Below are 14,390 nucleotides of genomic sequence, written 5' to 3' on the forward strand. Positions count from 1 at the left end.
CAATGTCGCCCCGCCGTTTCGTAACAATAAGTACAAACTACCCCCGTGATTGTTTATGCTGGCGAGCTTATGCCATGGCGCATGGCCATTTTTCGACAAGTAAACGTCCATGAAAATTGCACTCGTACTTATCTTCGCCCTCTCGATTGCCTATGTGCACCTGCGCGGTCGGGTTCGCCACAAGTTGACCCGCCAGCTGGGTGACCATTCCAGCTTCCTGGCCCCGATCAACAGTTTTCTGTACCTGTTTTCCAGGCTCCCGGCCAAGCCTTACTTGCCGGTCGAGGCCTTCCCTGAACTGAAACCGCTGCAGGATCACTGGCAGGAAATCCGCGAGGAAGGCCGCCAGTTGCTGCACGTAGGCGAAATCAAGAAGTCGGATAATTACGATGATGTCGGTTTCAACTCGTTCTTCAAGACTGGCTGGAAGCGGTTTTACCTGAAGTGGTACGGTGAAAGCCACCCGTCGGCGATGGCCCTGTGCCCACGCACCACCGAGCTGCTGCAAAGCATCGGCACCGTAAAGGCTGCCATGTTCGCCACCCTGCCCCCGGGCGCCAAGCTGGTGCGCCACCGTGACCCGTATGCCGGCTCGTACCGCTATCACCTGGGCCTGGATACGCCGAACGACGACGGTTGCTACATCGACGTGGACGGCGAGAAGTACTCGTGGCGCGATGGCGAGGGTGTGATCTTCGACGAAACCTACATCCACTATGCGGCCAACACCACCGAGCACAACCGCATCATCCTGTTCTGTGACGTCGAGCGCCCGCTCAAGTACCGCTGGGCGACTGCGTTCAACCGCTGGTTCAGCCGCAACGTCATGGCCGCCGCCGCCGCACCCAACGGTGCTGGCGACAAGACCGGCGGTATCAACCGGCTGTTCACCCGCATCTACAAGATCCGTGAACGCGGCAAGGCGCTGAAGAAGCGCAACCGCATGCGCTATTACCTGGAAAAGTGGGCAGTGGTTGCGGCGTTGGTGCTGGTGTTCATCTACATCTGAGTGCTCCCCAAGTACTGTTGCAGAACCACCAAAGTACAGGTCTCGCGTTGGCCACTCTTCGACTAGCCTGAAAGCTCCACTCGCAACCACCCCAAGGTGAAGACGATGAGCATGATGGACTGGGACGCCTACCGTAAGCAGTTGATGGCCGGCATCGGCGATCTCAAGCAACTCTCCCCCGACACCGTGGCCGGTTACATGACCGCCAGCGGTGCAGGAGCCAAGACTAACCACCTCGACGCCAAGACGCGTGAGTTGATCTCGCTCGCCGTGGCCGTGACCACCCGTTGCGACGGCTGCATCGCCGTGCATTCGCAGCAGGCGGTCAAGCACGGTGCCAGCCGCGAGGAAATTGCCGAAGCCCTCGGCGTGGCCGTGGCGATGAACGCTGGTGCTGCGCTGGTCTACTCGGCGCGGGCCATGGATGCGGTAGGCAAGGCCAACGGCTGAGTACAAACGGCGTCGCCGCCCTTGCGCGACGGCGCCGCGCCCCACAGACTTGGCGGCCCAGCCCTTGCAGGAACCCGCATGATCCATATCCGCCACATGACACCCGAAGACTTTGAACGCTTCTGGCCCACCTTCCAGGGCGTCGTCCAAGCCCGCGAAACCTATGCGTTCGACCCCGCCCTCAACTTCGAACAAGCGCGCCAGTTGTGGCTGGAGCTGCCATTGCACACGCTGGTAGCCGAAGAGGATGGCGCGTTGCTGGGTTCGTATTACCTCAAGGCCAATGCCGCCGGGCCTGGCGCGCACGTGGGCAATTGCGGCTACATGGTGTGCGAACAGGCACGTGGCCGAGGCGTGGCACGCCTGATGTGCGAGCACTCGCAGAAGCTGGCACGCCAGGAGGGTTTTCTGGCCCTGCAGTTCAACTCGGTGGTGGCCAGCAATGAAGTCGCGGTGGCACTGTGGCACAAGCTGGGCTTCGAGACGGTTGGCCGCTTGCCCAAGGCTTATCGCCATGCGCGCCTTGGGCTGGTGGACTGCCTGGTGATGTACAAGTGGCTGGCGGATGAGCCGGTGGTGGAGAAACCCCCGCTGCTGATTGGGCGCAAGAACATCGAGGCACGGGTGTCTCGGCGTCGCGGGCGCTGATCTTCTTGAGCAGGTCTGGCCTCTTCGCGGGCTTGCCCGCTCCCACAGGTACAACACAGATTTCGAGTCTGTGCAGTACCTGTGGAAGCGGGCAAGCCCGCGAAAGGGCCTGACCTGCTCTACTGCGCATTTGACGCCCCAGCATTTCGGTGGTCAGATGCGCGCCAGTTTCAGGTGCCCTTCGCCGCCGTGCGCAGGGTGAAACGGGAAGCCGGTGCGTCGTGTTAGCCACGACAAGTCCGGCGCTGCCCCCGCAACGGTAAGCGAGCGAACCTTTCGAGATACCACTGTGCATGTGCATGGGAAGGTGAAGGTTTCATGCCCCTCGCAAGCCCGGAGACCGGCCTGAAGCCTTATTTGGCAACCCGCGGTGGGCGGGCGCAGGCCGGAATCCGTGCGCGCGCCTGCCTGCATGGTTCGCCTTTGCGTGTTTTCCACCGGGATGCATTCATTCCTGCAGCAGTGGAACGACATGTCCCGTATGTTCAAGCTTCACCCCCTGGCGGCCTGCCTGGCCGTCGCCCTGCCGGCCCTGGCCGATGACCGTGACCCGCAGCCCCTGGCCTTGCCCTCCACGGCCATCACCGACACCCTCGACAGCCGCGCCATCGACCTGGCCACGCCAACCCAGGCAGGCTCGCGCCTTGGGCTGAGCGCCCTGGAAACACCGGCCAGCACCAGCAGCATCAGCGCCGAGCAGATTCAGCAGCGCAACAACCTCACCGTTCAGGATGCAGTGACCCGTTCGCCGGGCATCACCTTCGTCGGCTCCCCGGGTGACGGCGGCACAGGCTTGTCCGCCCGCGGCTTTGCCGGCCACAGTTCGGTCATGACCCTGTTCGACGGCGCACGCCTGTATACCGGAGCCGGCACCCAGACGTTCCCTGTCGACCCGTGGATGGTCGAGCGTATCGATGTGATTCGCGGCCCGGCTTCGGTACTGCATGGCGAAGGCGCCACCGGCGCGGTAGTCAACGTGATCCCGAAAAAACCGTTTGCTGGCGAAGTGCGCAACCACCTGCGCCTGGGCTACGGCTCGTGGGACCGCCAGCAGCTCGGCCTGGACAGCGGCGGCAGCCTCAGCGAGCGCCTGAGCTATCGCCTGACGCTGAATCAGCAGGCCGGCAACGGCTGGGTCGACCGCACCACTTCGCGCAGCCTGGCCCTGAGTGCGGCTCTGCGTTTCGATGCCAGCGATGACCTGAGCTTCACCCTTGCCCACGACCGTGGCGATGCGCAGCCGGCCAACTATTACGGCACCCCATTGATCGACGGCCACTACCGCAGCAGCCTGCGCAAAAAAAACTACAACGTGCAGAACGATGTACAGCACTACGTCGATGAGTGGACCCGGCTGACCACCGACTGGACGCTGAACGACCACCTCAGCGCCAGCAACCAGCTGTACTACATCAAAAGCCGCCGCCACTGGCGCAACGCCGAAGACTACAGTTGGGATCCCGAGCGCCAGCAATTGCAGCGCGGCAGCTACCTGGAGATCAAGCACAACCAGGAACAGTTCGGCGACCGCCAGACCTTCACCTTTGACGACTCGCTGTTCGGCCTGGCCAGCAAGACCGTGGTCGGCGCGGAATACAACAAGGTCCGCTTCAACGTTGACAGCAATGCGCCCTACAACGATGTGGGCGGTGATTTCATCGACCCGTGGCAACCAGAACCGGGTGGGTTCCACAGCGCCTCGCCGCTGCGCGCGCAAACCTTGTCCAGCACCCACACCTTCGCCCTGTTCGCCGAGAACCGCCTGCAGCTGAGCGACCGGCTGTCGCTGGTCACCGGCGTGCGCCGCGACCAGAACCACATCGACCGCACCAACCTGACCAACGACAGCCGCAGCGACCGCAGCCTGCACGGCGGCAACTGGCGCGCCGGGCTGGTGTTCGCGGTCACCGACGACCTGTCACTGTATGGGCAGTACTCCACCAGCGAGGAAGGGGTCAACAACCTCATCAGCCTCAGCCCCACCCAGATGCACTATGACCTGACCGAAGCGAAGCAGACCGAGGTTGGCCTCAAGCAGCGCTTCTGGGAGGGCCGTGGCGAATGGACGCTGGCCGCCTACCACATCGTCAAGAAAAAGCTGCTGGTAGACGACCCGATCACCCATGAGAAGCAGCAGGCTGGGCAGCAGACCTCCGATGGCCTTGAAGCAACCCTGGAACTGGCACTGGCGCATCAGTGGCAGGTGTCGGCCAACGCGTCGCTGGTGCGCGCCAGGTATGACGACTTCGACGAGATGGTCGGTGGCGTAGCGCAGGACCGTGCCGGCAACCGGCCGGCCAACGTGCCACGGCGTACCGCCAACCTGTGGCTGAGCAAAGGCTTCGGCCAGCAGGTAGAAGCCGGCATTGGTGCGCGCTATGTGGATGAGCGCTATGCCGATACCGCCAATACCCAGAGTGCCCCCGGCTACACCGTGGTCGATGCCAACATCGCCTGGCAGGTGTTGCCGGATGTGAAGCTGGGGTTGCAGTTGAACAACCTGTTTGATCGCGAATATGTGCAGTCGGCGTTCAGTGGGCAGCAGTGGCTTATGGGGATGCCACGGTCGTATTTTGCGACGGTGGACTACAGCTTCTGACCTGAGCCTGCCTGTACCGGCCTCTTCGCGGGCGTGCCCGCGAAGAGACCCGCTCAGGCAACACAAAAAGCTCTACCAACACATAACCAATTAGTTATAAGATAACGTTTCACATGACATTCATTCCTATCAGCGACCCTCCATGACAAGCGCCAGCGCCACGCCCACCCTGATCACCCAGCGCCTGCAGAGCATCGATGCCCTGCGCGGCCTGGTGATCCTGTTCATGCTTTTGGACCACGTCCGCGAAACCTTCTTCCTGCACCGCCAGGTCAGCGACCCGATGACCATTGACGTCACCGAGCCTTCGCTGTTTTTCAGCCGCACCCTGGCCCACCTCTGCGCACCAGTGTTCGTGCTGCTGACCGGCCTGTCGGCCTGGCTGTACGGTGAAAAACACCAGGGCCGTGGCGATGTCTCGGCGTTTCTGTTCAAACGCGGGCTGTTCCTGGTGGTGCTGGAATTCACCCTGGTCAACTTCGCCTGGACCTTCCAGCTGCCGCCCAGCGTGATCTACCTGCAAGTCATCTGGGCAATCGGCGTCAGCATGATCGCCCTGTCGCTGCTGGTATGGCTGCCCCGTGGCGCGCTGCTCGCCCTGGGCGCAGTCATAGTCGCCGGCCACAACCTGCTCGACGGCTTGCACTTTGGCGTGGAGTCAGCTCTGCATGTGCCATGGGCAATCCTGCACGACCGTGGCTGGCTTGAGTTCTCCGATACCCTGCGCCTGCGCACCTCTTACCCGGTGCTGCCATGGATCGGCGTCATCGCCCTGGGCTACGGCCTTGGCCCCTGGTTCGCCCGTGGCAGCACAGCCGGCCAACGCCAGCAGCGCCTGCTGCTGGCTGGGCTGATCGCGTTGCTGGGCTTTGTTGTGTTGCGCATGCTCAACGGCTATGGCGAGGCGCCGTGGAGTGGTTACCCCACCTTCACACAAACCGTGATGAGCTTCTTCAACATCACCAAATACCCGCCGTCACTGCTGTTCCTGGCCCTGACCCTGGGCTGCGGCCTGCTGCTGCTGCGCGCCTTCGAGCGCGCCGGCCAAGCCCGCTGGATCAGCGCGCTGGCGGTGTTTGGCGCAGCACCGATGTTCTTCTACCTGTTGCACCTGTACGTGCTGAAGCTGCTGTACCTGGCCTGCGTGGCGCTGTTCGGCCTCAACCATGGCGATTATTTCGGCTTCGATGGCATCGCGGCGGTGTGGCTGGGCGCAGCCGCGCTGGCGGTTTCGCTGTACCTGCCGGTGCGCGGGTTCGCCCGCCTGAAAGCGCGCCGCCGCGACATCACCTGGCTGAAGTACTTCTAAAAGCGTTTTCACCGGGCGGCGCGATGGTCTACCATGCGGGCCGCCGGTTTCCACCACGGAATTAATAGGGAATCCCAGGCCCGCCAATACGGGCCAAACGGAACTGCCCCCGCAACTGTAGGTGCCGAGCCTGCTCCATCGATGCCACTGGGCCACAAGCCCGGGAAGGCCGGAGCCGGGCCATGACGCACCAGTCAGGAGACCTGCCGGCCTACATTTACCAACCGGCGGGGTGTCCGGGATTGGCCATCAGTGCTGCCCCTGCCATCGGCGGGGCTCGGCGATGCCTGTCCGTGCGTTCCTCACCCGAACTGTCCGATAGGAGATCGCCCAGCATGCTGCCCCGTTTCGCCACCCTGCTCGCCGGCCTCGGCCTTACTGGCCTGGCCCAGGCCGCTGCCACCCACTACCCGCTGACGGTCGAGAATTGCGGCAAACCGCAAACCTTCGCCCAGGCGCCGCAACGCGCCGTCACCATCGGCCAGGCCGGCACCGAGATGCTCTACGCACTCGGGCTGGGCGACAAGCTGGCGGGCACTTCGCTGTGGTTCAACAACGTGCTGCCCGAGTACCAGGCGCAGAACGACAAGGTGCCGCGCCTGGCCGACAATGACCCCAGCTTCGAGGCCGTGGTCGGCAAGCGCCCGCAACTGGTGACGGTGCAGTTCGAATGGATGGTCGGCGCCCAGGGTGTGGTCGGCACCCGCGAGCAGTTCGATGAACTGAAGATCCCCACCTACCTGCTGCCGTCAGACTGCGAAGGCAAGGACAACCTGGTCGGCGCCGACGGTACCCGCCTGCAGGCGTTTCAGGTCAGCAGCATCTACAAGAGCGTCAGCCAGCTGGCCGAGATCTTCGATGTGCAGGAGCGCGGCACTGCCCTGAACGCCGAACTGAAAGGCCGCCTGGACAGCGCCAAGGCACAACTGGCCGGCAAGGACCTGTCCGCCACCTCGGCGTTGTTCTGGTTCTCCAGTGCCGACCTGGACATCGACCCTTACGTGGCGGGCCGTCAAGGGGTCGCTGACTTCATGCTGCGCACGTTGGGCGTGCGCAACGTGGTCGAGTCCACAGAGGAATGGCCTACTGTAGGCTGGGAAACCCTGGCCAAGGCCAACCCCACCTGGCTGATCATCGCGCGCATGGATCGCCGCCGCTTCCCCGCCGACGACTACCAGAAGAAGCTGGAATTCCTGCGCAACGACCCGGTAACCCGCAACATGGACGCGGTGAAGCACGACCGCATCATCGTCCTCGACGCTGACGCCATGCAGGCCGGCATCCGCCTGTTCCGTGGCCTGCAGACGCTGTCCGCCGCCTTTGCCAGCGGTAAAGCAGCCCAGTGATGAACCGCCTGCTACCTTGTATCGCCGTTGCCCTGGCGGCACTGCTGGCCGCCTTGCTGGCCGGAACGGCCATCGGCGAGACCAACCTTTCGCCCAGCGTGGTCGGCCAGGTGCTGGCCAACCACCTGTGGCAGGCCGGCTACCCGGTTGACCCGATCGATGCCGGCATCGTCTGGAACTACCGCCTGACCCGCACCTTGGTCGCGGCAGCCTGCGGTGCCGGCCTGGCCACCTGCGGCGTGGTGCTCCAGGCGCTGCTGCGCAACCCGCTGGCCGAGCCATACCTGCTGGGGTTGTCGGCGGGTGCCTCGACCGGCGCAGTGCTGGTCGGCCTGCTGGGCCTGGGAAGCCTGACGCTGAGCATGTCCGGGGGCGCATTCATCGGTGCGTTGGCTGCGTTCGCCCTGGTGCTGGTGCTGGCACGTGCGGCCGGCCCAAGCAGCAACAATGCGCAGGTGATCCTGGCCGGTATTGCCGGCTCGCAACTGTTCAACGCCCTCACCGCCTTTCTCATCACCAAGTCAGCCACCGCCGAACAGGCACGCGGCATTCTGTTCTGGCTGTTGGGCAATCTCAGCGGCGTACGTTGGCCATCCGTGTGGCTGGCTGTGCCGGTAGCGCTGTTCGGCCTGGTGGTGTGCCTGTTGCACCGCCGCGCACTGGATGCCTTCACCTTCGGCGCCGATTCGGCTGCATCGCTGGGTATCCCGGTGCGGCGCACCCAACTGCTACTGATCAGCTGCACGGCGCTGGTGACGGCCGTGATGGTATCCATCGTCGGCGCGATCGGTTTTGTCGGGCTGGTGATCCCGCATGCCCTGCGCCTGCTGCTCGGCCCCGGGCACAGCCGCCTGCTGCCCGCCAGCGCACTGGGCGGTGCACTGTTCCTGATTGCCGCCGACATTCTTTCGCGCACCCTGATTACGGGCCAGGTGATTCCCGTGGGTGTGGTCACCGCACTGATCGGTGCACCGGTGTTTGCCCTTATCCTGGTCAGCCGCCGAGGGCACTCATGACGTCCATGACCGCTGTACAGCTTGCGCCGCTGAGTTGCCAAGGCCTGGGGCTGCAGCTGGCCGGCAATACCGTGCTGTGCGATATCGATCTGAGCGTTGTGGCGGGTGAAACCCTGGGCATCGTCGGCCCTAACGGCTCTGGCAAATCCTCGCTGCTCAAATTGCTGGCTGGGCTGCGCAAGCCAGCCAGCGGCAGCGTGCAACTGCTGGGCGAGCCGCTGACACAGCTGCCCCGCCGCCGCGTCGCACAGGCCCTGGCACTGGTCGAGCAACAGGCCGACACCCTTGATGCGATCCGTGTGTTCGATGCCGTTGCCCTGGGCCGTACCCCTTGGCTGTCGGCATTGGCACCGTTCTCTCGGGAGGACCGCGCCATCGTCGAACAAGCGCTGACGGATCTCGACGCCCTGCACCTGCGCACACGCTTGTGGGGTTCGCTGTCGGGTGGCGAGCGCCAGCGCGTGCACATCGCCCGCTCCCTGGCGCAACGGCCTCAGGTACTGTTGCTGGACGAGCCGACCAACCACCTGGACATTCAGCACCAGCTAAGCCTGCTGCAGCAGGTTCAAGCCCTGCCGGTGACCACGCTGGTGGCCCTGCACGATCTCAACCAGGCGCTTACCTGCGACCGCGTCGCGGTGCTGGACAAGGGCCGACTGGTCGCCCTTGGCAAACCGTTTGAAGTCCTTACGCCCGAGCGACTGCTTTGCACTTTCGGCGTGCATGCCCGCTACCTCACCGATCCCTTCGATGGCGCGCGCATCCTGCGTTTTCGCGCCCCCTGAACCAGGAAGTTCTGCTGATGCTGTTGCGCCCTGTCGCCTTGCTGCTTGCCAGCGCCCTGCTTACCCCTGCCGCACTGGCCGAGGTGCATGAAGTGAAAATGCTCAACCGCGGCAGCGCAGGTGCGATGGTGTACGAGCCGGACCACCTGCGCATCGCCCCCGGCGACACCGTGCGCTTTCTGCCCACCCAGAGCGGGCACAATGCGGCCAGCGTGAGCGGCCTGCTGCCCAGCGGGGCCGAGCCGTTCAAGAGCAAACTGAATCAGCCGTTCGAGCAGACCTTCAGCGTACCCGGCGTGTACGGCATCCAGTGCATTCCGCACCTGGCAATGGGCATGGTGATGGTAATCCAGGTGGGTGATGCACCGGCTGCCGAGCTGCCATCCAGCCTGCCCGCGCGGGCCAAGGCCCGCTTCGCTGAGCAGTTGCAGAAGCTTGGGGGCGGGCAATGACCCGGCTTTTGTGGGCGCTGCCACTGCTGGGGCTGGCACCCGTTGCGCTGGCCGACTCCGCCCAGTCGCAAAGCAACGGTTTTGTCGAAGACAGCAGTTGGGGCATCCTCAACCGCAGCGTATTCGACCAGCGCGACTACAAACACGGTGGACGCAACAGTGCCGGGCGCAACGCCTACAAACCGCGCAGCGAACGTAATGGCAAGGCTGAGGAATGGGCCTACGGCCTGATGGGGACCTTTCAGTCCGGCTTCACTCAGGGCCTGATCGGTGTCGGCGTCGACGCCCATGCCTACCTGGGCGTACAACTCGACAGTGGCGGCGGGCGCGTGGGCAAAGCACGCCTGCTGGGGGTGGACAACGACGGGCACCCGAAAAACGAATACAGCCGCGCGGGCGCGGCGCTGAAGCTGCGGATGTCCAATACCGTTCTCTCTTATGGCGAGCAACGGGTCAAAACGCCGGTGTTCAGCTCTTCCGACAGCCGCCTGCTGCCCGAGACCGCCACAGGCTTCTTCCTCACCAGCAGCGAATTCGACACGCTCAAGCTGGTGGCCGGGCACTTCAACGAAAACGCCGACCGCAATGCCTCCAGCCACGACCAGGGCTTCGCGGTGAACTATTCCAACGGCAAGCAGGGCAACAGTTTCGACCTGGCCGGCGTGGTCTGGAACCCCGCCGCAGCCTTCAGCGGCAGCCTGTACACCTCGCGCTACGAGGACAGCTGGAACCAGCACTACCTGGGCAGCACCCTGAGCCACGCGCTGGATGACCGACGCAGCATCAGCCTGGACCTGAACCTGTACCGCACCACAGACACCGGCAAGGCGCTGTCCGGGCGCATCGACAACACCACCTGGAGCCTGGTCTCGCGCTACAACCACGGGCCGCACGGTTTCAGCCTTGGCTGGCAGCAAGTAGACGGCAATAGCCCGTTTGACTACGTGACGCGCGGGGCAATCTTCATTGCCAACGCCGTGCAGATGTCGGACTTCAACGCACCGAACGAGAAGTCCTGGCAGGCACGCTATGACCTGAACATGGGGGCCTATGGGGTGCCGGGGTTGAACCTGACGGCGTTGTATGTGAGGGGGTTCGATATCGACGGCACACATGTCGACCCGAATGGCGGGTATGCGTACCTGGGGTATGGCAAGGGTGGCAAGCATTGGGAACGCAACCTCGAGGCGAGGTATGTGGTGCAGAGTGGCAAGGCCAAGGGAACGACGTTCTCGGTGAGGCATAACGTGCACCGTGGGAACACGGCGCAGGCGGAGCTGGACGGCGACCAGATACGGTTGGCGGTGGAGTGGCCACTATCTGGGGGGTTCTGATCGATCGGGTCGCCTGGATTGGGGCTGCTGCGCAGCCCATCGCGACGCAAGGCCGCTCCTACAGGGATCGCGAAAGGCCTGGACTGCGCGGCCCTTGTAGGAGCGGCCTTGTGTCGCGAAAGGGCCGCAAAGCGGCCCCAGGATCCATCAGACAACCGGGCTACCGGCAGGCAGCAGCCCCCACTCCATTCGCTCGTGCGCACTCATCGCCGTCACGACTTGGGCAAATGTCCGTTCCAGCTCTGAACTGACATTGCCAAACACCTTGTAATTGGTCAGCAAGTACCGCTTCACCACCCTCGGCCAACGGCGTTCCTTGTGCGCCGCAATGATGATGCCCTTGGCGTCATGGTCGGTCGCCCCACGCCACAGTTCTATCAGCCTGTTTTCAAAATCGGCAAAGGTCCACAAGTCGATGCGGTCTTCAAATTCGTCCAGCAGTTTGAGTTTGTACAGGGCCATGTGTGGCATCGTGAGTCTCCCTCTGGTGCAGTGAACAAGCCGTGCACAGGGGAAGGTAAGCCAGCCGGGCCGGTTTTGAAATGAACGCGTCGATCACGCCCAAAGTGCCGCTGTAGGCGCTTTCCCACAGGTCAGGGCAATCGCAGGTGCATGTGCGTGGTCTGCCAGACCGGGTCTTGCTCTACATTCACCACCGCAAACCCTTGCCGCTCCCAGAACGCAATCGCACCCGGCAGAAACGGATGCGTATGCAGGTACAGGCAGCCGATACCTGCCTGCTCCGCCCGCTCGCGCAATGCATCGAACAACGCAGCAGCCAGGCCATGCCTGCGGTAGGCCGGCAGCACGAACAGGCGTACCACTTCGACTACCCGCTCAGCGTGATAATCCAGCTGGGCAAAGCGGTGGTCATAAGGCAGGTAGCCGATCACCGCAACCAGCCGCCCGGCATCACGGGCCTCAAGAAAGCACCCAGCGCCGTCCAGGTAGGTCTCGGCAAAATGCGCAAGGTCGTACGGCAATGGCGCCTTGGCAAGCATCGGGAACAGCTCGCGGCGTGCGTTATCGACAAACGCCACGACTTCGGCAATGGCGACACGCGCCACAGGTTGCAGGGTCCAGTTCGGCATGGGGCTGTTGGCAGTGGTTGGAGGGGCAAGGTTCTACCCCAGTGCGCCGCCCAAGGCAAATCACAAAGCTCGTCGTGGCCAGGCCTTCATCGGTATAATCGGCAGTCTTCACTGCCCGACCAGGCCACGCCATGCCCCGCTTCCAGAAGTTGCTGTTGCCCCTGCTGCTGACTGCCGCCCTCGCCGCCTGCGACCAGAAGCCCTCTCGTGAAGATCAGATCCTCGCTCAGCTACCGCTGCAGGAAGCCTATACCCACAATATAGAGCGCATGGCCGCGCTACTGGGCCGCACTCACCCGCAGCTGTCGCAAGCGACCATCCAGGAGGTACTGCGCAAGTACTTGACGGTCGAGGACCAGCGCCAGGACCTGTTCCGGCTGTACAGCGAAAAGAACTTCAGCGACGCCGAGTTCGCCACCATCGTTGCTGCCACCCAGGACCCGGCCAAGGCCAAAGCACTGGAAGACACCGAAGCGGGCAAGCGCCTGAGCGAAAAGCTCACCGGCCTGATGCGCGAGACCGCCCGCGACGTCAAGGTGCAGGCGCTGGTCGAGCGACGTATGCAGCAAGTGGAAGACGAGTTGAATGCGCTGGACAGAGCCGGTTCCTGAACGCGGTTCCCCACTCCCCCTGGCGCAAAAAATCAGCGCTACTTTCAGTCACCCGAGGTCAGGATTGCCACACGCCAAGCACGGATTGCGCCTGGATCTACGTACACTCATTCTGGTGCTCTGCGCCCTCACCGCCCTGGTCATGCTGTGCGCCAGCTATTTCGCCAGCTACCGGGTGCAGCGCCAGCTGCTGATCGACCACGCCCTGGAGGCCAACCGGGTGTATGCGATGAAGCTGGCCAGCATTACCGAAACCTTCATCGGCAACGCCCAGCAGCAGTTGAATTTCAGCGCCGGCGTACAAGGCAGGCAGCTAAGCGATGCCGCTGCGCTGCAGATGGAGACCGACCGTGTACTGCGCCAGAGCATGGCTTTCAACTCCACCTTCGTGATGGATGCCAACGGCGTGCTGCTGGCAGTATCCCCCGCCCCGCTACGGCACCTGGTCGGCACCCTCGTACATTCGCCCGGCGCACAGGAAGCCCTGCACGAACGCCGCCCGCTTGTTTCCACGCCCTATCTTTCGGCGGCCGACAACCTGGTGGTGGCGCTGTCGCAACCCATTTTCGACAGCAACGGTCGCTATCTGGGGTATGTCGGTGGCAGCCTGTACCTGCGTGAACGCAACATCCTCAACAGCCTGCTGGGCGAGCACTTCTACAAGGACGGGTCGTACCTGTATGTGGTCGACCGCAACCGCCGCCTGCTATACCACCCTAATAGCGAACGGGTAGGCACAGTGGTGGAAGGCAACGCGCTGATCGACCAGTTGGCGACACTGGACAGCGGCACGCGGCAAATCACCAACAGCCTCGGCGTGGAAATGCTCGCTGGGTTCGCCACCGTACCCAGCGCCGGTTGGGGCGTGGTAGCGCAGCAGCCGCTGGCGCAGACGGTGACGCCACTTAGCCACCTGATCCTGAACGTGGTGGGCACCTCTGCACCCTTTGCGCTGGTGGGCTGCCTGCTGCTGTGGTGGCTGGCCATGATCATTGCGCGGCCGTTGTGGCAACTGGCTGCCGGCGCCCGCTCGATGGACCGTGCAGGCACCGCCGAGCGCTTGCATCGCGTGCGAGCCTGGTACTTCGAGGCGGCCGAACTCAAGCGTGCTCTGCTGATCGGGCTGAACCTGTTGCAGGAGCGCATCGGCCGGCTCAACCGCGACGCACAGACCGATCCGCTGACCGGCCTGGGCAACCGCCGCAGCCTGGCGTTCAGCCTGTCATTGCTGGGGGCCGAAGGCCGGGGTTTTGCAGCTATCGTGCTGGACATCGACCATTTCAAACGGGTCAATGACAACCATGGGCACGAGGTGGGCGACCAGGTGCTGCGCCAGCTGGCGGAGTTGATGCGCCGCTGCTGCCGCGAGGGCGACCTGCTGTGCCGCACCGGCGGCGAGGAATTTCTGATGCTGCTGCCGGGGGCCAGCCTGGACGTGGCTGCAGTGGTGGCCGAGCGGCTGCGGATGACGGTGCAGGATACGCCCGTGCAGCCGGTGGGCGCGGTCACTGTTTCGCTGGGGGTGGCATGCTGGGATGGCAGCGCTGACAGCGAACCGATGGCAGCCTTGAGCGAGGCTGACCGGGCGCTTTACCAGGCCAAGCAGGAAGGACGTAATCGGGTAGCCATTGCCTGAACCGGCCGCTTCGCAGGTACAGCCAACGATGAAAATGATTGTTGTAACAATCCTTGTCATAAAACTGTCGTGTTCCGGTCATAGGATTGACCCCAACCTGACAT

At 63.6% G+C, this 14,390-nt stretch carries 14 protein-coding genes and 2 riboswitches; of the genes, 12 read left to right on the top strand and 2 right to left on the bottom strand.

The window, feature by feature from the left end:
* The first annotated feature begins 109 nt into the window (after positions 1 to 109).
* The 10 genes from lpxO (at position 110) to P0Y58_19870 (ending at position 10,948) form a co-directional block, all read left to right on the top strand.
* Positions 110 to 1,009 (top strand): lipid A hydroxylase LpxO, encoded by a 900-nt coding sequence (gene lpxO / locus P0Y58_19825; GenBank protein WEK29143.1) that lies wholly within the window; start codon positions 110 to 112, stop codon positions 1,007 to 1,009.
* A 105-nt stretch (positions 1,010 to 1,114) separates the two neighbouring features.
* A complete protein-coding gene (locus P0Y58_19830) occupies positions 1,115 to 1,459 on the top strand; it encodes a carboxymuconolactone decarboxylase family protein (protein ID WEK29144.1) in 345 nt (114 codons plus the stop codon).
* 78 nt (positions 1,460 to 1,537) lie between these two features.
* Entirely contained in the window at positions 1,538 to 2,107 is a 570-nt protein-coding gene (locus P0Y58_19835; protein WEK29145.1) for a GNAT family N-acetyltransferase, read from the top strand.
* A gap of 155 nt (positions 2,108 to 2,262) precedes the next feature.
* Positions 2,263 to 2,471, top strand: a riboswitch (cobalamin riboswitch).
* Positions 2,472 to 2,579: 108 nt separating this feature from the next.
* Positions 2,580 to 4,706 carry a TonB-dependent receptor gene (locus tag P0Y58_19840; protein ID WEK29146.1) on the top strand — a complete coding sequence of 709 codons (2,127 nt, stop codon included), beginning with the start codon at positions 2,580 to 2,582 and terminating at the stop codon, positions 4,704 to 4,706.
* Positions 4,707 to 4,848: 142 nt separating this feature from the next.
* Entirely contained in the window at positions 4,849 to 6,015 is a 1,167-nt protein-coding gene (locus P0Y58_19845; GenBank protein ID WEK29147.1) for a DUF1624 domain-containing protein, read from the top strand.
* 27 nt (positions 6,016 to 6,042) lie between these two features.
* Positions 6,043 to 6,241: riboswitch (cobalamin riboswitch) on the top strand.
* 109 nt (positions 6,242 to 6,350) lie between these two features.
* Positions 6,351 to 7,361: an ABC transporter substrate-binding protein gene (locus tag P0Y58_19850; protein ID WEK29148.1), complete on the top strand. Its 1,011-nt coding sequence runs from the start codon at positions 6,351 to 6,353 to the stop codon at positions 7,359 to 7,361.
* The gene (locus P0Y58_19855) at positions 7,361 to 8,377 is read left to right on the top strand and encodes an iron ABC transporter permease (protein WEK29149.1); all 1,017 of its coding nucleotides are present in this window, start codon (positions 7,361 to 7,363) and stop codon (positions 8,375 to 8,377) included. Before P0Y58_19850 ends, P0Y58_19855 begins: the two co-directional genes overlap by 1 nt.
* Entirely contained in the window at positions 8,374 to 9,162 is a 789-nt protein-coding gene (locus P0Y58_19860) for an ABC transporter ATP-binding protein (GenBank protein WEK29150.1), read from the top strand. The genes P0Y58_19855 and P0Y58_19860 overlap by 4 nt, the downstream gene beginning before the upstream one ends.
* Positions 9,163 to 9,179: 17 nt before the next feature.
* A complete protein-coding gene (locus tag P0Y58_19865) occupies positions 9,180 to 9,614 on the top strand; it encodes a pseudoazurin (protein ID WEK29151.1) in 435 nt (144 codons plus the stop codon).
* Positions 9,611 to 10,948: an OprD family porin gene (locus P0Y58_19870; protein ID WEK29152.1), complete on the top strand. Its 1,338-nt coding sequence runs from the start codon at positions 9,611 to 9,613 to the stop codon at positions 10,946 to 10,948. The genes P0Y58_19865 and P0Y58_19870 overlap by 4 nt, the downstream gene beginning before the upstream one ends.
* 147 nt (positions 10,949 to 11,095) lie before the next feature.
* Here the strand turns inward: P0Y58_19870 and P0Y58_19875 are convergent, their stop codons facing one another.
* Positions 11,096 to 11,410, bottom strand: a complete 315-nt coding sequence (locus tag P0Y58_19875) for a hypothetical protein (GenBank protein ID WEK29153.1) — start codon at positions 11,408 to 11,410, stop codon at positions 11,096 to 11,098.
* A 131-nt stretch (positions 11,411 to 11,541) separates the two neighbouring features.
* Positions 11,542 to 12,039, bottom strand: a complete 498-nt coding sequence (locus P0Y58_19880; GenBank protein WEK29154.1) for a GNAT family N-acetyltransferase — start codon at positions 12,037 to 12,039, stop codon at positions 11,542 to 11,544.
* Positions 12,040 to 12,170: 131 nt separating this feature from the next.
* Here P0Y58_19880 and P0Y58_19885 point away from each other — a divergent pair, with 131 nt between their 5' ends.
* Together P0Y58_19885 and P0Y58_19890 are read left to right on the top strand one after the other, a co-directional pair.
* On the top strand, positions 12,171 to 12,650 hold the full coding sequence (locus tag P0Y58_19885; protein WEK29155.1) for a hypothetical protein: 480 nt from the start codon (positions 12,171 to 12,173) through the stop codon (positions 12,648 to 12,650).
* A gap of 64 nt (positions 12,651 to 12,714) precedes the next feature.
* Positions 12,715 to 14,286, top strand: coding sequence for a sensor domain-containing diguanylate cyclase (locus tag P0Y58_19890; protein ID WEK29156.1), 1,572 nt, complete (start codon positions 12,715 to 12,717; stop codon positions 14,284 to 14,286).
* Positions 14,287 to 14,390: the final 104 nt, after the last annotated feature.

This window comes from Candidatus Pseudomonas phytovorans (assembly GCA_029202525.1).
Taxonomy (GTDB): domain Bacteria; phylum Pseudomonadota; class Gammaproteobacteria; order Pseudomonadales; family Pseudomonadaceae; genus Aquipseudomonas; species Aquipseudomonas phytovorans.